Source organism: Streptomyces longispororuber (assembly GCF_024448165.1).
Taxonomy (GTDB): Bacteria; Actinomycetota; Actinomycetes; order Streptomycetales; family Streptomycetaceae; genus Streptomyces; species Streptomyces longispororuber_A.
The window spans coordinates 21,185-39,500 of the sequence record NZ_JAMOLN010000084.1; the positions used below are offsets into that span (position 1 = coordinate 21,185).

The window sequence follows — 18,316 nt, forward strand, 5'->3', positions numbered from 1 at the left end:
CGTGAGTGACGAGGTAGCGGACGGGTTCGTGCGGGTGCGGCTCGATCTGTCGTACGACGGCAAGGACTTCTCCGGGTGGGCCAAGCAGGCCGGCGGGCGGCGGACCGTGCAGGGGGAGATCGAGGACGCGCTGCGGACCGTGACCCGGTCCGCGGAGACGTACGAGCTGACCGTGGCCGGGCGGACCGACTCGGGGGTGCACGCGCGGGGGCAGGTGGCGCACGTGGACCTGCCGGTGGACGTGTGGGCCGAGCACGCGGAGAAGCTGCTCAAGCGGCTGGCCGGGCGGCTCTCGAAGGACGTGCGGATCTGGTCGGCGGCCGAGGCGCCGAGCGGGTTCAACGCGCGGTTCTCGGCGGTGTGGCGGCGGTACGCGTATCGCGTGACGGATCATCCAGGGGGCGTCGATCCGCTGCTGCGGGGGCACGTCCTGTGGCACGACTGGCCGCTGGACGTCGACGCCATGAACGAGGCGGCGCGGCGGCTGCTCGGGGAGCACGACTTCGCCGCCTACTGCAAGCGGCGGGAGGGCGCCACGACCATTCGTACGCTGCAGGAGCTGAGCCTGGTCCGCGGCGACGACGGGATCATCACGGCGACCGTGCGGGCCGACGCGTTCTGCCACAACATGGTGCGCTCGCTCATCGGGGCGCTGCTGTTCGTGGGCGACGGGCACCGGGGGAGTGACTGGCCGGGGAAGGTGCTGGCCGCCGGGGTACGGGACTCCGCCGTGCACGTGGTGCGTCCGCACGGGCTGACGCTGGAGGAAGTCGGTTATCCCGCCGATGAGTTGCTCGCCGCGCGGAACCTGGAGGCGCGCAACAGGCGGACGCTTCCCGGGGCCGGGTGCTGCTGAGACGACACCCCAACTCGGCGGAAGGTTGTACGAGTTCCGCAAGGTGAGAGGAAACCCTCAGGTAACACGTTTGTTCGGGATTAACCCCGGTAACTCGGTTACGCTGCCGCGGGTCTGGCCAAGGGATCACATGGGGTGGCCGGGCGCAGTGGGGGTAGTACGGGCCTGACCGGGCCCGGGGGGTGGACATGTCGTCGATTGACTCTGCCCGCATGTCCGGAGGTCCAGGCGCCGGGGGGCGTCGTTCCGGTCATCGGGGTGGCAGGCGTGGGACCGCGGAGGCGCCGGCGCTCGGGCTGCTGCCCGCACCGCCCTCGCACGCGGAGAAGTACTCGTACGTGAAGCGGCGGCTGTGGGTGCTGACCCTCGCGTCGGTGGTCAGCTTCGGCTGTCTGACCGTCAGCCAGGTGGCCCTCGCCAAGGCCAGCCCGCTGACCTGGATCTTCGCTCCACCGCTGTTCTTCACCGTCGTCTACTACCTGGTGTCGTTGCGGGTGAACGGCTTCACGCGCGACTTCGACTTCGGCCACCACCAGCGACTGGTGCGGGGCTGGCGGCCGCCCGTGTATCCCAGCGTCGACGTCTTCCTGCCGGTGTGCGGAGAGCCGATCGAGGTGCTGCACAACACCTGGACGCACGTGCGCCAGCTGGCGGACCGCTACCCCGGCCGCTGCGTCCCCTTCGTCCTCGACGACGGAGCCAGCCCGGAACTCGCGGCCATGGCCCGGGACTTCGGGTTCCGCTACGGCACCCGGGAGAACCGCGGCTGGTTCAAGAAGGCGGGCAACCTGCACTTCGGCTTCGGGCAGTCGGACGGCAAGTACATCCTCATCCTCGACGCCGACTTCACCCCTCGCTCCGACCTCCTGGAGGAGCTGCTGCCCTACATGGAGGCGGACGAGCGCATCGGGATCGTGCAGTCCCCGCAGTACTTCCGGGTGCTCGACTCGCAGAACTGGATCGAGCGCGGGGCCGGGGCCGTGCAGGAGCTCTTCTACCGCTCCGTGCAGGTGTCGCGGCAGGGCAGTGACGGCGCGATCTGTGTCGGCTCCTGCGCCATCTACCGGCGGGCCGCCCTGGAGACCAACGGCGGCACCACCCTCATCGAGCACTCCGAGGACGTGCACACCGGGTTCGACCTGCGCGGGCTCGGCTGGGACCTCAAGTACGTGCCGGTGGCCCTGTCCACGGGCGTGTGTCCGGACGCCGCCGGGGCCTTCTTCAACCAGCAGTACCGCTGGTGCTCGGGCTCGATGTCGCTGCTCGGCAGCAAGAAGTTCTGGGACGCGCCGATCAGGTTCTCCAGCCGGCTCTGCTACATGTCCGGCTTCTTCTACTACATCCACACGGCGCTGTTCACCTTCATCGCGCCGCTCGTCCCCATCGTGCTCCTGCTGAGCAGCCCCGAGATGCTGCAGGTCAAGCACCTGGTGTGGGTGCTGCCCAGCATCGTCTACACGACGCTCATCTTCCCGATGTGGCACAAGGCGCCCTACCGGCTCGAGGCGTGGTCCGCGCGGATGATGTACGGCTGGGCGCACGTCTTCGCCATCTGGGACATCCTGCGCAAGCAGCGGATGGGCTGGCAGCCGACCGGCTCCAAGGGAGCCAAGAAGAACAAGACCCGCCGGTTCTGGCTCGGTCTGTGGATCTGGAGCGGCGGCACCGCCGTGGTCTGGGTCGGCGCGGCCGTGTACCGGCTGTTCACCGGCTACCCGCCGGACTTCGCCCTCGTCCTGTCCTCCGGGCTGTTCTACGCACTGGTGGTCGCCCGTGCGCTGATCCAGCCCAAGGAACACCACTCGGCAGGTGAACTCGCATGAACCGCAAGGCCCTTCTTCCGCTGTGCGCCGCGCTGGTGGCCCTGACGGGGATCTCCGGCTGCGGGATGCTGGGCGGTGACGACGACCCCGCGGCCAAGGCCGCCCACGCGCCGGCCGCCGACTCCTCCGGTAGCTCCGCCGCGAAGGCCCCGTACGACGTGACCGGGCTGCTCCACCCCGACAAGGAGTACTTCGGGGTCGCCGTGGACGGCGCGCCCAGTTCGATGAAGCCCGTGGACGCCTTCGCCGGGACCGTGGGCAAGAAGCCGAACCTGGTCGGCTCGTACTCCGCGTGGGGCGACGGCTTCAACGCGCCCGGCGCGCGCAACGTGTTCGACGACGGCGGGATGCTGTACGTGTCGTGGGAGCCGTTCAAGCCCGGCCTGGACAAGATCGCCGACGGCTCGCAGGACGCGTACATCAAGAAGTACGCGGAGAGCGTGCGCACGACGGACGTGCCCGTCGCGATCAGCTTCGGGCACGAGATGAACGGCCACTGGTACCCCTGGGGCACCAAGAAGACCACCCCGGAGACCTTCGTCGCGGCGTGGAAGCACATCCACGACGTCTTCCAGGAGGTCGGCGCCACCAACGTCATCTGGGTGTGGAGCCCGAACGTCGTCAATCCGGTGCGGTCCGTGCAGCTGAAGCCGTACTGGCCCGGTGACGCCTACGTGGACTGGGTCGGCATCGTCGGCTACTGGACGACGACCGGTGCCCACACCTTCGACACGCTGTACGGGCCGTCCCGCCGGCAGATCGAGGGGTTCACCGACAAGCCGGTGCTGATCAGCGAGACCTCGGCGGAACCGGGTGACCGGCGGCGGGCCGACGTGCGTGCGCTGCTCGACGGGGTCAGGCAGGACGACGACGTCATCGGCTTCCTGTGGTTCAACATCCCCAAGCGCGCCGACTGGCGGATCCAGAGCAGTCCGCTCGCGCTGGCCGAGTTCAAGCGCCTGATCGCGGACGACGCCTTCGGCTTCGAGGTGCCGCGCCCATGAGCACTCCACCGCACAGCGGCCGGCCGGATCCCCGGGGCTACCCGCCGCACCAGGAGCAGCCGCAGGTGTACATCCCGCAGCAGCCCACGGCCGGGCAACAGGCCTACGGGCAACAGGCGTACGGGCAGCAGACCTACGGGCAGCAGGACTACGCCCAGCAGGATCACGGCCAGCAGTCCTACGGGCAGCAGGAGTTCGGCCAGTACGCCGGTCAGCAGTACGCCACGGCCCCGGGCCAGAGCCAGTACGGGCACTACGGCCAGTCCGCCGCACAGCAGTACCCGCCGCTCTACGACGTCGACCAGGACGCCGAGTACGCGGACTACTACGTCCCCGAGTACACCGTCCTGGAACCCGAGCCGGAGCCGGAGCCGGACCCCGGCTACGTGCTGCCCGAGGTCCCGGTGTCGTCCTGGTCGGTCGACAACAGCCGGTCGGCGTGGATCAGCCGGGGTGCCCTCGTGCTGATCCTGCTGGTGCAGGCGGGGCTGTCGTTCCGGCTCGGCGGGAGCGCCTTCGCCCAGGAGGCGAAGTTCCTGATGTCCGACGGTGAACTGTCGGGTCTCATCTCCCGGTTCGGGCTGACCGGGGCCCGGTCGCTGAGCCTGGCGTGGGCGCTCGGGGCGACGGCGCTGCTGTTCGGTGCGACGCGGCTGCTGTTCAACGCGCGGGCCGGTCTCGCGGCCGCCGCCGTGTACTCCGTACTGGAGTCGACCGCCTTCACCGGCCGGTACGCCTCCACCCACTCGCTGTCGCTGTTCCTGCTGGCCGCGTCCTTGTGGCTGCTGGCCAGGACCCGGCAGGCGGGCCCGCTGGCGGTGCTCCCGGCGGCGCCGTTCGCGGCCCTCGCACCGTTCGCCGCGTACTCGGCCGCGCTCTACCTGCCGACGCTCACCGTGCTCGCCGTCCTCACCGCCCACCGGTCCCGCGGCATCGGCGCGTTCGCACGCGGCGGTCTGTTCGCCGTGGCCACGGGTGCGCTGTGTGCCGTGGGCGTGCGGCTCGTCGGCATGCCGGGCGGCTGGCGGGCCCTGGGCGACGACAGCGCGTTCGGCCTCCTGGAGCAGAGCGCGAAGTGGAGCGGGGTCGCCCTGCTCGTGGCGGTCATCGGTGCGGTCGGCTACGTCCGGCGGGCGCGGATGGGCGAGATGCCGTGGGCCGGGGGCGCGGTGCAGGGGACGGTCCGGCGGGCCGCCCTCGGGCTGACCATGTGCGCCACGCCGCTGCTCGCCCCGCTCTACCAGGCCTGGCTCGGCAACGGCAGTTCGCTGCACATCCACGTCGGCTTCGGGCTGCTCTTCGCGGTGCCGATGGCGGGCCTCGGCGTCTCCCGGATGATGGGCGCCCACTTCCGGTACCCGCAGATCGGCATCATGGTCTACGTCGCCGCCCTCGTCATCGGCATGGCACAGACCCGCGAGCTGTACCGGCCGCCGGACTCGGCCGCCGTGATCGGTGCCCTGCGCGACGTCGTGGACGACAAGGGCAGCTATCTGAGCGACGACCCGGAGATCTCCGCGTACTACCTGCGTGCGCAGACGCGGCCCGGGCAGTGGCACCAGGCGGACCGGGGTGCTGCCCTGTCCGCGGCGGTGGAGAAGCACTCCTACGACGCGATCGTGCTGCGCAGCGCCACGGTGCCCGAGGCGCTCCGCGGTGACGAGGACTACCGACAGCTGGCCGTGGTGCGGCCCGCGGGCAAGGGCGGCACGCAGGAGCCGTACCGGATCTGGGTGAAGCGATGACCGCGTACACGCCCCCGGCGGCCGACGCGACGGCCGAGCGGGAACCCGCTACGGGCACGCGCTCGGAGCGCCGCCGCGCCGGTGCGGCGGCGGGGGACGGACCGGCGGGCTCCGCGTGGCTCGCGTTCCTGCTGCCCGCGCTGGTCGCGCTGGCCTGTGTGGTGCCCGGGCTGGGCGACCGCCAGCTGTGGCGCGACGAGCACGCCACCTGGTGGGCGTCGTCGCTGTCCTGGCACGACCTCGGCCTGCTCATCGACCACATCGACGTCGTCTTCACGCCGTACTACGCGGCCATGCACCTGTGGATCATGGTCGCGGGTGACTCGCCCGCCATGCTGCGGGTCCCGGAGGCGGCCGCCACGGCGGTCTCGGCGGGACTGATCGGGCTGGTCGGGCGGCGGATGTTCGCCGTCCGCACGGGACTGCTGGCCGGACTGCTGTTCGCCGTGGTGCCCTCGGTCACCCGGTACGGGCAGGAGGCCAGGCCGTACGCCTTCGCGACGATGTTCGCGCTGCTGGCCACGCTGCTCCTGCTGCGCGCGCTCGACCGTCCTGGCCTGAAGCCGTGGACGCTGTACGCCCTCGCCGTGGCGGCGACCGGCTTCAGCCACCTCGTGGCGATGTCGGTGCTCGCCGGGCACCTGTGGCTCGTCGTCCTCGCCAAACGGCGCGGCGACCGCATCGCGGGCTACGCCTTCGCGGGCGCGGTCCTGCTCGGCCTCTCCATCACGTTCCCGATGGTGGCGCAGGGCAGCGGCCAGAGCGGGCAGATCGCCTGGAACGTCACGACGACCAAGGACCTCACGGACTTCCCGGAGACCCTGTTCGGCTCGTGGACCACGGGCGCGCTCGTGATGGGCCTCGGCCTGATCGGGCTGCTGGCGGCCCGCCGGTACGCGGTGCTGCTCGCCGCCTGGGCCGTCCTGCCCCCGGTCCTCACCTTCCTGACGGCCAACCAGCTGCACCTCTTCCTGCCGCGGTACCTGCTCTTCACCATCCCGGCCTGGACGCTGCTCGTGGCCGCAGGAGTGACGCGCCTCGCCGGGCGGCTCGAACCGGGGGCCCGGCGCGGCGCCGGCCCGCAGGTCCTCGGCGCGGTGCTGGTCACGGCCGTCGTCGCCGGATACGCGTACGTGGCGTGGCCGGGCATCGCCGACGCCAAGAAGGACCTGCCGACGGAGCCGGACTACCGCGCCGCGGCCGATGTCGTCGCGGCCGGGCAGCGGTCCGGCGACGGGATGGTCTTCAACGGCGGGATGTCGGAGCGCCGGGCCATGGCGTACGAGCTGCGGGACCGCAAGGCCCCGAAGGACGTGCTCATGGAGTGGACCCCGCAGCAGAACGGCGGGTACGGCGCGACCGAGTGCTCCCGCCCCGCCCGCTGTCTGACCGGCGTCGACCGGATCTGGCTGGTCTCCTCGATCGCCGACGGGCGCCCGCCGCTCACCGGCATGAACGAGAAGACGGCCGCCCTGCTCGAGAAGGACTTCAAGGCCGTGCGCACTGTGAAGCTGAACCACGTCCTGGTGCGGGTGCTGGAACGCGCGTAGCAGCGGACAAGAGTGAGAAGGAGGCCGCTCCATGCGGCTCACCGTCATCGGCACCGGCTACCTCGGTGCCACCCACGCCGCCTGCATGGCGGAGCTCGGGCACGAGGTGCTCGGGGTCGACGTCGACGCGGACAAGATCGCCGCACTCGCGGCGGGGCGAACGCCGTTCCACGAACCGGGACTCGAGGAGATGCTCCGGCGGAACCTGGACTCCGGCCGGCTGCGCTTCACCACCTCGTACGAGGAGGCGGGGGCCTTCGGCGAGGTGCACTTCGTGTGCGTCGGGACGCCGCAGAGCCCGCGCTCGGACGCCGCCGACCTGCGGTACGTCGACGCGGCCTTCGCCGGTATCGCCCGGCACGCGGCGCCCGGCGCGCTGCTCGTCGGCAAGTCGACGGTGCCGGTGGGGACGGCCCGCCGGCTCGCGGACGCGTATGACGCGGAGGTGGCGTGGAACCCGGAGTTCCTGCGCGAGGGCTTCGCCGTGCGGGACACGCTGCGGCCGGACCGGCTGGTGTTCGGGGTCGAGTCGGAGCGGGCCGGGACGCTGTTGCGCGAGGTGTACGCGCCGGTGCTCGCGGCCGGGACGCCGGTGGTGACCGCCGACTTCCCGACGGCGGAGCTGGTGAAGACCGCGGCCAACGCCTTCCTCGCCACCAAGATCTCCTTCATCAACGCGATGGCCGAGGTGTGCGAGGCGGCCGGCGGTGACGTCGCGGTCCTCGCCGAGGCGATCGGGCACGACGACCGGATCGGGCCGAAGTTCCTGCGCGCCGGCGTCGGCTTCGGCGGCGGCTGTCTGCCCAAGGACATCCGGGCCTTCGCGCATCGCGCGGCGGAGCTGGGGGCGCCGCTCGGTTTCCTGCGGGAGGTCGACGCGATCAACATGCGGCGCCGCGACCGCGTCGTGGAGCTGGCCCGCGAGCTGTGCGGGAGACCGGACGGGTCGGTCATGGGCGCCCGGGTCGCCGTGCTCGGCGCCGCGTTCAAACCGGACTCGGACGACATCCGTGACTCGCCGGCGCTGAACGTGGCCGCGCGCCTCCAGCTGGACGGCGCCGACGTCACGGTCTACGACCCGCAGGCGATGGACAACGCCCGCAAGGCGTTCCCGCTGCTCGGGTACGCCCTGTCGGCCGAGGACGCGCTGCGCCGGGCCGACGTCGTGCTGCACCTGACGGAGTGGGCCGAATTCCGGGCCCTGGATCCGCGGCAGGCACGACAGTGGGTCTCCCGGCCGTGCGTCGTGGACGGGCGGGGGGTGCTCGACGCGGCCGCATGGGCCGCGGCGGGCTGGAGTTTCCGGGCGCTGGGCAGGTCCGCGCCCGGTGGGGAGGGAAAGAGATGACGTACGCACAGGGCAGCGCGGATCTGGGGAGATCCGACGCCCGGGTCACCGTGGTGATGCCCACCTACAACGAGGCGGCCAATCTGCCGCGCATCGCCGAGCTGGTCCTCGGGCAGCCGGTTCCGCGGCTGCGGCTGATGGTCGTGGACGACTCCAGCCCGGACGGCACGGGCCGGCTGGCGGAGGAGCTCGCGGAGAAGTACAACGCCGATCTGCCGGACGGCGAGCGGCGGATGAGCGTGCTGCACCGGGTCGAGAAGGACGGGCTCGGGCGGGCGTACGCGGCCGGGATGAGCGCGGCCGTCGCCGAGGGGGCGGCGTACGTGGTGCAGATGGACGCCGACGGCTCGCACCCGGCGCAGGCGCTGCCGCGGATGCTGGCGGCGGCCGAGGAGTCCGGGGCGGGGCTGGTCATCGGGAGCCGGTACGTCGAGGGCGGCTCGCTCGACGAGGAGTGGGGCTGGCACCGCAAGGCGCTGTCCCGGTTCGCCAACGGGTACGCGCGCACCGTGCTCGGCACCCGGCAGATCTCCGACCTCACGGCCGGGTTCACGATGTGGCGCGCCGACGTGCTCGCCGCCGTCGACGTGCGGTCCCTGGACAGCGCGGGCTACAGCTTCCAGGTGGAGCTCAAGTACAAGGCCGTGCGCGGGGGTTGTGAGGTCGTCGAGATCCCGATCCGGTTCGAGGAGCGGACCGAGGGGGAGTCGAAGATGAGCCTCGCCACGCAGGTCGAGTCGGCGATGATCCCGCTGCGGCTGCGCCGTCGCTACCGGGGGCTCTGAGCCGTCGATGACCGGGAGACACGGGGGCGCCCCGTCCGCGCTCAGCAGGCTCTACGCCGAGATCGCCAAGTTCGGGGCGGTCGGCCTGCTCGGCATCGTGGTGAACCTCGTGGCGTTCAACCTGCTGCGCTGGACCACGGACCTGCAGACGGTGCGCGCCGGTGTCGCCGCCACCGCGGTCGCGATCGTCGGCAACTACATCGGGTTCCGGTACTTCACGTACCGGGACCGGGAGACGGTGAGCAGCAAGCGGCGCGAGATGGCGCTGTTCGCGTTCTTCAGCGCCGTCGGGCTGCTGATCGAGAACGGGGTGCTCTACGGGGCGACGTACGGGCTCGGCCTGCACGACGCCCTGTGGAGCAACTTCTTCAAGTTCGGCGGGATCGGCGTCGCGACGCTGTTCCGCTTCTGGTCGTACCGGACCTGGGTGTTCAAGAGCGCACCCGAGGCGGCCGCGGTGCCGGCGCACGGCTTCGACACGGCCGCCTTCGTGGAGCAGGTCGACCAGACGCTGACGCTGCGGACGGTCAGCCCGCCGTCGCGGCCGCCGAGGCCTGTGTCTCGCCGCGCCTCTTGATCTGCTCGAACGTGAACTGCTGGAGGTCGTCGCCGAGGGTGAACATGACGGTGTCCTTCTTGGTGGCGTCCTTGCCGTTGGTGAGGCCGCCGTTGGTGAAGTAGGCGTAGCGTCCCCAGGCGTTCGCCGTCGCCCGGCACACCGTCGTGCGGCAGAACGTGGGGACGCCGCCGCCGGGCAGCGAGACGACGGTGCCGTCCGAGTACTGCTCCTTGGCCTTCATGGCCTGCGCCTTGGTGTCGAAGACCGCCACGCCGATGGTGACCGCGGAGCCGCCCTTGTAGTAGGTGGCGCGGATCAGCTGGGTGCAGTCGTTCTTCTTCAGGACGCCGGACAGGCCCTTCTGCGCGGCGGACGCGCAGTCCGTGGTGCGGGTCGTGGCGCCCTTCTTGTAGACCCGGTCGCCGACGGTGAGCGTCTTGCCGGGGAAGAGCGTGTCCTGGTTCAGCGGGGCCTTGTCCTTGGCGGCGCTGTCGATGAAGTCGTTCGGGTCGAGCGGGGGCGGCGGCGTGGTCTCCGCGAAGGACGGGCCCGGGGTCTTGCCCGCGCTGGGGATGTCCGCGGTGCTCGGCAGCTGGTCGGCCGGCTTGTTCCCGGCCTCGGTGTCCTTGTTCGCCGAGACGATGCCCCAGGCGACGACCGAGCCGACCGCGAGCGTCGCGACGACGGCGCCGCCGATCATCATCAGCCGCTTCTTGCGCGCGCGGGCCTCGGAGGCCTCGGCGAGCGCCGCCCAGTCCGGGGCGTTTCCGTTGTCACCCGGGCCCCACTGGGGTCCCCCTTGCCCGAAACTCATGTCGCGCATCTTAGACGGGGCGCAGGCGGGGCTGTCGTCCCCGTCCGGTCCCGATCCGGTGCCGATGCGGTGGCGATGCGGTACCGGTACGGCTCCGCCGCGCCCACCCGCGCCCTTCCCGGGCCCTCCGGTCGCACCGCCCTAACGTGAACCGCATGAAAACGGCCCAATCTCCCTTGGCTGCTTGGTTGTTGCGGCCCGCCCCGGGGGCCGCCCGCGCCGTCCTCGCCCTCGTGCTCGCCGTGATCCCCGTGCACGCCGCCCTCAAGTCGCCCGGCAGCGGGGTCGACAACCGGATCGTCGTCCACGCGGCCCGGCTCTGGCTGGCCGGTGGATCGCCGTACGCCGATCCGCACTTCCTCTACTTCCCGAGCGCCGTGCTCGCCGCGGTGCCGCAGGCGCTGGCGCCGACGGGTGTGCTGCGGGTCGCGGTGCCCGTGCTCGTGACCGGTGGTCTGGTCGCCGGGTGGGCATGCGCGCTGCGCGTGTACGGGGTCGCGTGGCGCAGCCGGTTCGCCGTGGCCGGGCTGCTCGCGCTCGCCCTCGGCTCCGCGCCCTTCGCGCACCTGGTGCACCTCGCGAACTGGACCGTGACGGCCGCCGCCGCGCTGCCCTGCGCCCTGCTCCTCGCCACCCGCGGGCGGTGGCTCGCGGCGGGGCTCGTGATCGGGGCCGCGCTCGCCCTGAAGCCGCTGCTCGCGCCGGTCGCCCTCCTCTTCGTCCTGGCCCGGCAGTGGCGCGGACTCGCGGCCCTGGTCGCCGTGCCCGCCGGGGCCTCGGCCGCCGCGGCCCTCGCGATGCCCGATCCGGCCGGCTTCTTCACGCGGACGCTGCCGTTCCTGCTGCGCGGCGACGACGCCTTCGTCCGGCTCTACGAGGCGTCCCCGGGGGCCGTCCTCACCCGGCTCGGCGTCCCGCCCGCCGCGGCCGCCCTCGTCGCGGCGGCGGGCGCTGCGGCCGGGCTGTGGTGCGCCCGGCGGCGGTGGCGGCGGGGCGACGAGGGGGTGCGGCGGCCGGTGGAGACCGCCGTGATGCTGCTGCTCTCGGCCTTCCTGGTCTCCCGGCCCTCCTACGACCACTACCTCCTGGTCGTCGTGCCGCTGCTGCTCGCCGGGGCGCTGGAGGCGGGGGCGCCCGCCCGCGGCCCCTGGTTCTGGGCGGTGCTGCTGCCGCAGGTGCCGGGGCCGGCCTGGCCCTGGCTCGACACCGGGGAGCGCCGGGCGTTCCTGGACTGCGCGGCCCTGTGCGGGCTCGCCCTCGTCGCGGGACTGCACTGCGCCCGGCGGGGTCCGGTTACCCTGGAACCTCGCGGCACGACAGGAACGCCCACGGTCCCGGGGTCCCGGGACGATCACGTTTTGACCCGTCCGGGTCAGCGCGGGTATCCTGCCTAGTCGTTATGTGTATCGGCTTGCTCGCTCTCATGTGAGACGCCCTTACACGGGTTCCCTGGAGCAGTTACCAGTGGGCGGCATACGGGCGCTGAACCCGGCACTGTCGTCCCCAGCTGCACGATCGCTTCAGTGATGCCATGTTTCAGCACCCATCCACTGAAGAAGAAGGCTGCGAAGTGCGTACGTACAGCCCTAAGCCCGGCGATGTGACCCGCCAGTGGCACGTCATTGACGCGCAGGACATCGTCCTGGGACGTCTGGCCACCACTGCTGCGACCCTCCTCCGTGGCAAGCACAAGCCGACCTATGCTCCGCACATGGACATGGGCGACTTCGTCGTCATCATCAACGCCGACAAGGTTCACCTGTCGGGCAACAAGAAGACCCAGAAGCTGGCGTACCGCCACTCCGGCTTCCCGGGTGGTCTGCGCTCCGTCCGTTACGACGAGCTGCTGGACAAGAACCCCGAGAAGGCCGTCGAGAAGGCCATCAAGGGCATGCTCCCGAAGAACACGCTCGGCCGTCAGATGCTCTCGAAGCTGAAGGTCTACTCGGGCGACCAGCACCCGCACGCTGCCCAGCAGCCGGTGCCGTTCGAGATCACCCAGGTCGCGCAGTAGTTCCGGCCACACCCCCAAAGACAGAAAAGAATCTGAGGAGCATCGTGGCCGAGACCACCGCCGAGACGCCGGTCGAAGAGATCGTCGACGTCGAGAGCTACACCACCGAGTCGGACGCGCCCGTCGAGGGCGAGTACACCTCGGAGTCCAACCCCGCCCGCTTCGGCGACCCGCAGCCGGCCGCCGGCCTGGGCCGTCGCAAGAACGCCATCGCGCGCGTGCGCATCGTGCCGGGCACGGGCAAGTGGAAGGTCAACGGGCGCACGCTCGAGGACTACTTCCCGAACAAGGTCCACCAGCAGGAAGTCAACGAGCCCTTCAAGGTGCTCGAGCTCGACGGCCGCTACGACGTCATCGCCCGCATCTCGGGTGGCGGCGTCTCCGGTCAGGCCGGTGCCCTGCGCCTCGGCGTGGCCCGCGCGCTGAACGAGGCCGACGTGGACAACAACCGCCCGGCGCTGAAGAAGGCCGGTTACCTGAAGCGTGACGACCGTGCGGTCGAGCGCAAGAAGGCCGGTCTCAAGAAGGCCCGCAAGGCCCCGCAGTACAGCAAGCGCTAAATCTCGCTGCCTGCTTGTTTTTCCCGTTCGCCCCGGCGGCACCTTCCGTGCCGCCGGGGCGTTCGGCTTATGGACGACATGAAGTTGTGGAGGACACCAAGTGGGACGACTCTTCGGCACGGACGGCGTGCGCGGTGTCGCCAACGCGGACCTGACCGCCGAGCTGGCGCTCGGCCTTTCGGTCGCCGCGGCACACGTACTCGGTGAGGCGGGCTCCTTCGAGGGGCACCGTCCGGTCGCCGTCGTCGGCCGTGACCCGCGTGCCTCGGGCGAGTTCCTGGAGGCCGCGGTCGTGGCGGGCCTGGCCAGTGCCGGCGTCGACGTCCTGCGCGTCGGTGTGCTGCCCACCCCCGCGGTGGCGTATCTCACCGGTGCGCTGGGAGCCGACCTCGGCGTGATGCTCTCCGCGAGCCACAACGCCATGCCGGACAACGGCATCAAGTTCCTCGCCCGCGGCGGCCACAAGCTGGACGACGCCCTGGAGGACCGCATCGAGACGGTCTACGAGGAGCACCGCACGGGCGCTCCCTGGGACCGGCCCACCGGCGCCGGCGTCGGCCGCGTGAAGTCGTACGACGAGGGGCTCGACCAGTACGTCGCGCACCTCGTGGGCGTGCTGCCGAACCGGCTCGACGGCCTGAAGGTCGTCCTCGACGAGGCGCACGGTGCCGCGTCCCGGGTCTCGCCCGAGGCGTTCACCCGGGCCGGCGCCGACGTCGTCACCATCGGCGCCGAGCCCGACGGGCTCAACATCAACGACGGCTGCGGGTCGACCCACCTCGACCTGCTGAAGGCCGCCGTCATCGAGCACAAGGCCGACTTCGGCATCGCGCACGACGGGGACGCCGACCGCTGCCTCGCCGTGGACCACACCGGCTCCGAGGTCGACGGCGACCAGATCATGGCCGTGATCGCCCTCGCGCTGCGCGAGCGCGGCGAGCTGCGCCAGGACACCGTCGTCGCGACCGTCATGTCGAACCTCGGCCTCAAGCTGGCCATGGAGCGCGAGGGCATCCACCTCGTGCAGACCGCGGTCGGCGACCGGTACGTGCTGGAGAACATGAAGGAGCACGGCTACGCGCTGGGCGGCGAGCAGTCCGGCCACGTGATCGTGCTCGACCACGCGACCACCGGCGACGGCACGCTCACCGGCCTGCTCCTCGCGGCGCGGGTCGCGCAGACCGGGCGGGCGCTGCAGGACCTCGCGGCCGTGATGGAGCGGCTGCCGCAGGTGCTCATCAATGTGCCGGACGTCGACAAGTCCCGGGTCACCACGTCCCCCGAGCTGGCGTCGGCGATCGCCGACGCCGAGCGCGAACTCGGCTCCACGGGGCGGGTACTGCTCCGCTCCTCGGGCACCGAGCCGCTGGTCCGGGTGATGGTCGAGGCGGCCGACATCGAGCAGGCGCGGCGCGTCGCGGGACGGCTCGCGGACGTCGTGAAGTCGGCGCTGGGCTAGGCCGGACGAGACACCCACGGAAGGCGCGCTCCCCGATCAGGGAAGCGCGCCTTGCGCGCATCGTGCGTCAGAGCTTGCGCAGGCGCAGCCGCTGCACCTTGTGGTCGGGGCCCTTGCGGACGACGAGACCGGCGCGGCCGCGGGTGGGGGCCACGTTCTCCAGCAGGTTCGGCCGGTTGATGGTGCGCCAGGTCGTGCGCGCGTAGTCGAGGGCCTCCTCCTCCGACACCTGCGTGTACTTCCTGAAGTACGAGGACGGGTCCTGGAAGGCCGTCGCGCGCAGCTTCAGGAAGCGGTTCAGGTACCAGCGCTCGATGTCCTCCTCGCGCGCGTCCACGTACACACTGAAGTCGAAGTAGTCGGCGAGACCGACCCGGGTGCGGCCGTCCTTGCCGGGCAGGGCGGGCTGCAGCACGTTGATGCCCTCGACGATGAGGATGTCGGGGCGGCGCACCACGAGCTTCTCGCCGGGCACGATGTCGTAGATCAGGTGCGAGTAGACGGGGGCCGTCACCTCGTCCTTGCCGGCCTTGATGTCGGCGACGAAGCGGGTGAGGGCGCGGCGGTCGTACGACTCGGGGAAGCCCTTGCGGCTCATCAGGCCGCGGGCCTCCAGCTCCTTGGTGGGGAGCAGGAACCCGTCCGTGGTGACGCGCTCCACGCGCGGGTGCTCGGGCCAGCGCGACAGCAGCGCCTGCAGCAGGCGCGCGACGGTCGACTTGCCGACGGCCACCGAGCCCGCGACCCCTATGACGAAGGGGGTGCCCGCCTGCGACGCCTTCTGCACGGTGTCGCCGAGGAAGGTGTTCACGGCGCTGCGCAGCCCGTCGGTGGCGCCGACGTACAGATTGAGGAGCCGGGAGAGCGGCAGATAGATGTCGCGGACCTCGTCCAGGTCGATCACGTCACCGAGGCCGCGTAGCCGCTCCACCTCCGCCGCGCTCAGCGGAAGCGGCGTCTTGTCTCGCAGCGCGCTCCATTCCGTGCGGGTGAGATCGACGTAGGGAGTCGCCTCCGGCTTGTGCCGGTGGGCGCTCCGCAGGGGTTCGGAGACCGGAGAGATCACAGTCCATTGTTACGGCTGTGTGGACGGGGCGGGGGGTGGGGTGCGTCACGCCACGTGTCGACACCGTCCGTCACAGGTCGTGCACAGGTATGGACCTGAGGTGGAGGCGGCGATACGTTCCGGACACCCGTGGGGCAGAGCCGCACCCGCGGGGCGGGAGGTGAGCCGTCATGTCCGTGCTGCGCGTGCCAGGTTTCGTACGGCGCAGATCCGCTGCCGCGGCGCAGAGCGAGGAGTGGGCGGGGCACGTCCGCAGCGAGCTGGCCGCCGAGCTGCCCGACGAGGACATCGGCGAGGACCTCGACGACTGCCTCGACTTCTACGAGATGGGCAGCAAGCCGCGCTGCGAGGAGGCCGAGTACCTCTGGCTCGTGCAGGACGCGCGGGACCGGATCGTGTGGGGGCGCTGACAGCGGGCTTACGCTGCCGCTTATGTGCGGAATCGTGGGATACGTAGGTTCACAGTCGGCTCTGGACGTCGTCCTCGCCGGGCTCAGGCGCCTGGAGTACCGGGGGTACGACTCGGCGGGGGCGGCCGTGCTCGCGGACGGGTCGCTGGCCTCCGCCAAGAAGGCCGGGAAGCTCGCCAACCTGGAGAAGGAGCTGGTGGACCGGCCCCTGCCGGCCGGCGCCACCGGCATCGGACACACCCGCTGGGCCACCCACGGCGGCCCCACGGACGCCAACGCGCATCCGCACCTGGACAACGCGGGCCGGGTCGCCGTCGTCCACAACGGCATCATCGAGAACTTCGCCGCGCTCCGCGCCGAGCTCGCCGAGCGGGGCCACGTCCTGGGCTCCGAGACCGACACCGAGGTCGTGGCGCACCTGCTCGCCGAGGAGTTCTCGGTCTGCGGCGACCTCGCCGAGTCGATGCGGCTGGTGTGCCGCCGCCTGGAGGGCGCGTTCACGCTGGTCGCGGTGCACGCGGACGCCCCGGACGTGGTCGTGGGCGCCCGCCGCAACTCGCCGCTCGTGGTCGGTGTGGGGGAGGGCGAGGCGTTCCTGGCGTCGGACGTGGCCGCCTTCATCGCGCACACCCGTTCGGCGATCGAGCTGGGCCAGGACCAGGTCGTCGAGCTGCGCAGGGACGCGGTGACGGTGACGGACTTCGACGGGCGGGCGGCGGACGTCCGCCACTACCACGTCGACTGGGACGCCTCCGCCGCCGAGAAGGGCGGCTACGACTACTTCATGCTCAAGGAGATCGCCGAGCAGCCGAAGGCCGTCGCGGACACCCTGCTGGGCCGGATCGGGGCCGAGGGCCAGCTGACGCTGGACGAGCTGCGCATCCCGCCGCAGGTGCTGCGCATGGTCGACAAGGTCGTGATCGTGGCGTGCGGGACGGCGTTCCACGCCGGGCTCATCGCCAAGTACGCCATCGAGCACTGGACGCGGATCCCGTGCGAGGTGGAGCTGGCGAGCGAGTTCCGCTACCGGGACCCGATCCTGGACGCCCGCTCCCTGGTCATCGCGATCTCCCAGTCGGGCGAGACCATGGACACCCTGATGGCGCTGCGGCACGCGCGCGAACAGGGGGCGACGGTCCTCGCCATCTGCAACACGAACGGCTCGACGATCCCCCGGGAGTCCGACGCCGTCCTCTACACGCACGCGGGCCCCGAGGTGGCGGTCGCGTCGACGAAGGCGTTCCTGACGCAGCTCGTGGCCTGCTATCTGGTCGCGCTGTACCTGGGGCAGGTGCGGGGCACCAAGTGGGGCGACGAGATCGCCGCTGTCGTACGGGAGCTGGCGCGCAGCGGGGAGGAGGTCGAGCGGGTCCTGGAGACGATGGAGCCGGTGCGCGAACTGGCCCGCTCGCTGGCCGACCGGGACACCGTGCTGTTCCTGGGGCGGCACGTCGGCTACCCCGTGGCGCTGGAGGGCGCGCTCAAGCTCAAGGAACTCGCCTACATGCACGCCGAGGGCTTCGCGGCGGGCGAGCTGAAGCACGGGCCGATCGCCCTGATCGAGGAGGGCGTGCCGGTGGTCGTGGTGGTGCCGTCGCCGCGGGGCCGGTCGGTGCTCCACGACAAGATCGTGTCGAACATCCAGGAGATCCGGGCGCGGGGCGCGCGGACGATCGTGATCGCGGAGGAGGGCGACGACGCGGTGACCCCGTACGCGGACCACGTGGTCCGGGTCCCCGTCACTCCCACGCTCCTGCAGCCGCTCGTCGCGACGGTGCCGCTCCAGGTCTTCGCGTGCGAGCTGGCCACGGCGCGCGGCAACGAGGTGGACCAGCCGCGGAACCTGGCGAAGTCGGTGACCGTGGAGTGAGTGCTCCGGCCGCCGTAGGGTGCCCGGTATGAGCATCATCGGGGTCGGTATCGACGTTGCGGAGATCGAGCGGTTCGCGGCGTCGCTGGAGCGTACGCCCGGGATGGCCGAGCGGCTGTTCCTGAAGGGCGAGCTGCTGTTGCCGAGCGGCGAGCGGCGCGGGGTCGCCTCGCTCGCCGCGCGGTTCGCCGCGAAGGAGGCCATCGCGAAGGCGCTGGGGGCGCCGGCCGGGCTGCGGTGGACCGACGCGGAGGTGTGGGTCGAGGAGAGCGGGCAGCCCCGGATGCGGGTGACCGGGACCGTGGCGGCGCGGGCCGCGGAGCTTGGGGTGACCGGGTTCCATGTGTCGCTGAGCCATGACGCGGGGGTCGCTTCCGCGGTGGTCGTGGCGGAGGGGTAGCTGGGCCTGTGCGGGGGGGCGGGTGCGGGTTGCGTCGCCGGCCTTTCGTCGCG

Annotated in this window: 17 protein-coding genes; 15 read left to right on the forward strand and 2 right to left on the reverse strand. The window is 71.5% G+C overall.

Going from position 1 to position 18,316, the window contains the following annotated elements; all coding sequences use genetic code 11:
• The first annotated feature begins 1 nt into the window (after position 1).
• The 8 genes from truA (at position 2) to M4J07_RS23290 (ending at position 9,688) form a co-directional block, all read left to right on the forward strand.
• Complete coding sequence (truA, locus tag M4J07_RS23255; RefSeq protein ID WP_255974907.1) at positions 2-856, forward strand: tRNA pseudouridine(38-40) synthase TruA; 855 nt, start codon at positions 2-4, stop codon at positions 854-856.
• Positions 857-1,068: 212 nt separating this feature from the next.
• Complete coding sequence (locus M4J07_RS23260) at positions 1,069-2,679, forward strand: glycosyltransferase family 2 protein (RefSeq protein WP_255974908.1); 1,611 nt, start codon at positions 1,069-1,071, stop codon at positions 2,677-2,679.
• Positions 2,676-3,683 (forward strand): glycoside hydrolase family 26 protein, encoded by a 1,008-nt coding sequence (locus M4J07_RS23265; protein ID WP_255974909.1) that lies wholly within the window; start codon positions 2,676-2,678, stop codon positions 3,681-3,683. The genes M4J07_RS23260 and M4J07_RS23265 overlap by 4 nt, the downstream gene beginning before the upstream one ends.
• Positions 3,680-5,428: a glycosyltransferase family 39 protein gene (locus M4J07_RS23270; protein WP_255974910.1), complete on the forward strand. Its 1,749-nt coding sequence runs from the start codon at positions 3,680-3,682 to the stop codon at positions 5,426-5,428. Before M4J07_RS23265 ends, M4J07_RS23270 begins: the two co-directional genes overlap by 4 nt.
• Complete coding sequence (locus M4J07_RS23275) at positions 5,425-6,978, forward strand: glycosyltransferase family 39 protein (protein ID WP_255974911.1); 1,554 nt, start codon at positions 5,425-5,427, stop codon at positions 6,976-6,978. The genes M4J07_RS23270 and M4J07_RS23275 overlap by 4 nt, the downstream gene beginning before the upstream one ends.
• Before the next feature lie 31 nt (positions 6,979-7,009).
• Positions 7,010-8,326 carry a UDP-glucose dehydrogenase family protein gene (locus M4J07_RS23280; RefSeq protein WP_255974912.1) on the forward strand — a complete coding sequence of 439 codons (1,317 nt, stop codon included), beginning with the start codon at positions 7,010-7,012 and terminating at the stop codon, positions 8,324-8,326.
• Positions 8,323-9,111: a polyprenol monophosphomannose synthase gene (locus M4J07_RS23285; protein WP_255974913.1), complete on the forward strand. Its 789-nt coding sequence runs from the start codon at positions 8,323-8,325 to the stop codon at positions 9,109-9,111. Before M4J07_RS23280 ends, M4J07_RS23285 begins: the two co-directional genes overlap by 4 nt.
• A 7-nt stretch (positions 9,112-9,118) precedes the next feature.
• Positions 9,119-9,688, forward strand: coding sequence for a GtrA family protein (locus M4J07_RS23290; protein WP_255974914.1), 570 nt, complete (start codon positions 9,119-9,121; stop codon positions 9,686-9,688).
• Here M4J07_RS23290 and M4J07_RS23295 read toward each other — a convergent pair.
• Positions 9,639-10,484, reverse strand: a complete 846-nt coding sequence (locus M4J07_RS23295; protein WP_374215071.1) for a hypothetical protein — start codon at positions 10,482-10,484, stop codon at positions 9,639-9,641. The two genes, M4J07_RS23290 and M4J07_RS23295, sit on opposite strands and share 50 nt — an antisense overlap.
• A 191-nt stretch (positions 10,485-10,675) precedes the next feature.
• Between M4J07_RS23295 and M4J07_RS23300 the strand changes: the two genes are divergently transcribed.
• From M4J07_RS23300 to glmM, 4 genes are all read left to right on the forward strand, one after another.
• Entirely contained in the window at positions 10,676-11,878 is a 1,203-nt protein-coding gene (locus M4J07_RS23300) for a glycosyltransferase 87 family protein (RefSeq protein WP_374215072.1), read from the forward strand.
• A 176-nt stretch (positions 11,879-12,054) separates the two neighbouring features.
• A complete protein-coding gene (gene rplM, locus M4J07_RS23305) occupies positions 12,055-12,498 on the forward strand; it encodes a 50S ribosomal protein L13 (protein WP_255974917.1) in 444 nt (147 codons plus the stop codon).
• Between the two features lie 44 nt (positions 12,499-12,542).
• Positions 12,543-13,058, forward strand: a complete 516-nt coding sequence (rpsI, locus tag M4J07_RS23310; RefSeq protein WP_111663862.1) for a 30S ribosomal protein S9 — start codon at positions 12,543-12,545, stop codon at positions 13,056-13,058.
• Between the two features lie 100 nt (positions 13,059-13,158).
• A complete protein-coding gene (gene glmM / locus M4J07_RS23315) occupies positions 13,159-14,517 on the forward strand; it encodes a phosphoglucosamine mutase (protein WP_255974918.1) in 1,359 nt (452 codons plus the stop codon).
• A 67-nt stretch (positions 14,518-14,584) separates the two neighbouring features.
• Here glmM and coaA read toward each other — a convergent pair whose 3' ends face one another.
• Positions 14,585-15,583 carry a type I pantothenate kinase gene (coaA, locus tag M4J07_RS23320; protein WP_255974919.1) on the reverse strand — a complete coding sequence of 333 codons (999 nt, stop codon included), beginning with the start codon at positions 15,581-15,583 and terminating at the stop codon, positions 14,585-14,587.
• 170 nt (positions 15,584-15,753) lie between these two features.
• Between coaA and M4J07_RS23325 the strand changes: the two genes are divergently transcribed.
• From M4J07_RS23325 to M4J07_RS23335, 3 genes are read left to right on the forward strand one after another with little or no spacing between them, the layout of a single operon-like run.
• Positions 15,754-15,993, forward strand: coding sequence for a hypothetical protein (locus tag M4J07_RS23325; RefSeq protein ID WP_255974920.1), 240 nt, complete (start codon positions 15,754-15,756; stop codon positions 15,991-15,993).
• 22 nt (positions 15,994-16,015) lie between these two features.
• Positions 16,016-17,863 carry a glutamine--fructose-6-phosphate transaminase (isomerizing) gene (gene glmS, locus M4J07_RS23330; protein ID WP_255974921.1) on the forward strand — a complete coding sequence of 616 codons (1,848 nt, stop codon included), beginning with the start codon at positions 16,016-16,018 and terminating at the stop codon, positions 17,861-17,863.
• A 28-nt stretch (positions 17,864-17,891) separates the two neighbouring features.
• Positions 17,892-18,263 (forward strand): holo-ACP synthase, encoded by a 372-nt coding sequence (locus M4J07_RS23335; RefSeq protein WP_255974922.1) that lies wholly within the window; start codon positions 17,892-17,894, stop codon positions 18,261-18,263.
• Positions 18,264-18,316 lie beyond the last annotated feature (53 nt).

Excerpts from the sequence above, each read along its gene's own strand:
- M4J07_RS23270 (WP_255974910.1), top strand. The coding sequence starts at position 3,680 with ATGAGCACTCCACCGCACAGCGGCCGGCCGGATCCCCGGGGCTACCCG.
- M4J07_RS23325 (WP_255974920.1), top strand. The coding sequence starts at position 15,754 with ATGTCCGTGCTGCGCGTGCCAGGTTTCGTACGGCGCAGATCCGCTGCC.
- M4J07_RS23265 (WP_255974909.1), top strand. The coding sequence starts at position 2,676 with ATGAACCGCAAGGCCCTTCTTCCGCTGTGCGCCGCGCTGGTGGCCCTG.
- M4J07_RS23275 (WP_255974911.1), top strand. The coding sequence starts at position 5,425 with ATGACCGCGTACACGCCCCCGGCGGCCGACGCGACGGCCGAGCGGGAA.
- glmS (WP_255974921.1), top strand. The coding sequence starts at position 16,016 with ATGTGCGGAATCGTGGGATACGTAGGTTCACAGTCGGCTCTGGACGTC.
- M4J07_RS23285 (WP_255974913.1), top strand. The coding sequence starts at position 8,323 with ATGACGTACGCACAGGGCAGCGCGGATCTGGGGAGATCCGACGCCCGG.
- M4J07_RS23295 (WP_374215071.1), bottom strand. The coding sequence starts at position 10,484 with ATGAGTTTCGGGCAAGGGGGACCCCAGTGGGGCCCGGGTGACAACGGA.
- M4J07_RS23290 (WP_255974914.1), top strand. The coding sequence starts at position 9,119 with ATGACCGGGAGACACGGGGGCGCCCCGTCCGCGCTCAGCAGGCTCTAC.
- M4J07_RS23335 (WP_255974922.1), top strand. The coding sequence starts at position 17,892 with ATGAGCATCATCGGGGTCGGTATCGACGTTGCGGAGATCGAGCGGTTC.
- M4J07_RS23260 (WP_255974908.1), top strand. The coding sequence starts at position 1,069 with ATGTCCGGAGGTCCAGGCGCCGGGGGGCGTCGTTCCGGTCATCGGGGT.
- M4J07_RS23280 (WP_255974912.1), top strand. The coding sequence starts at position 7,010 with ATGCGGCTCACCGTCATCGGCACCGGCTACCTCGGTGCCACCCACGCC.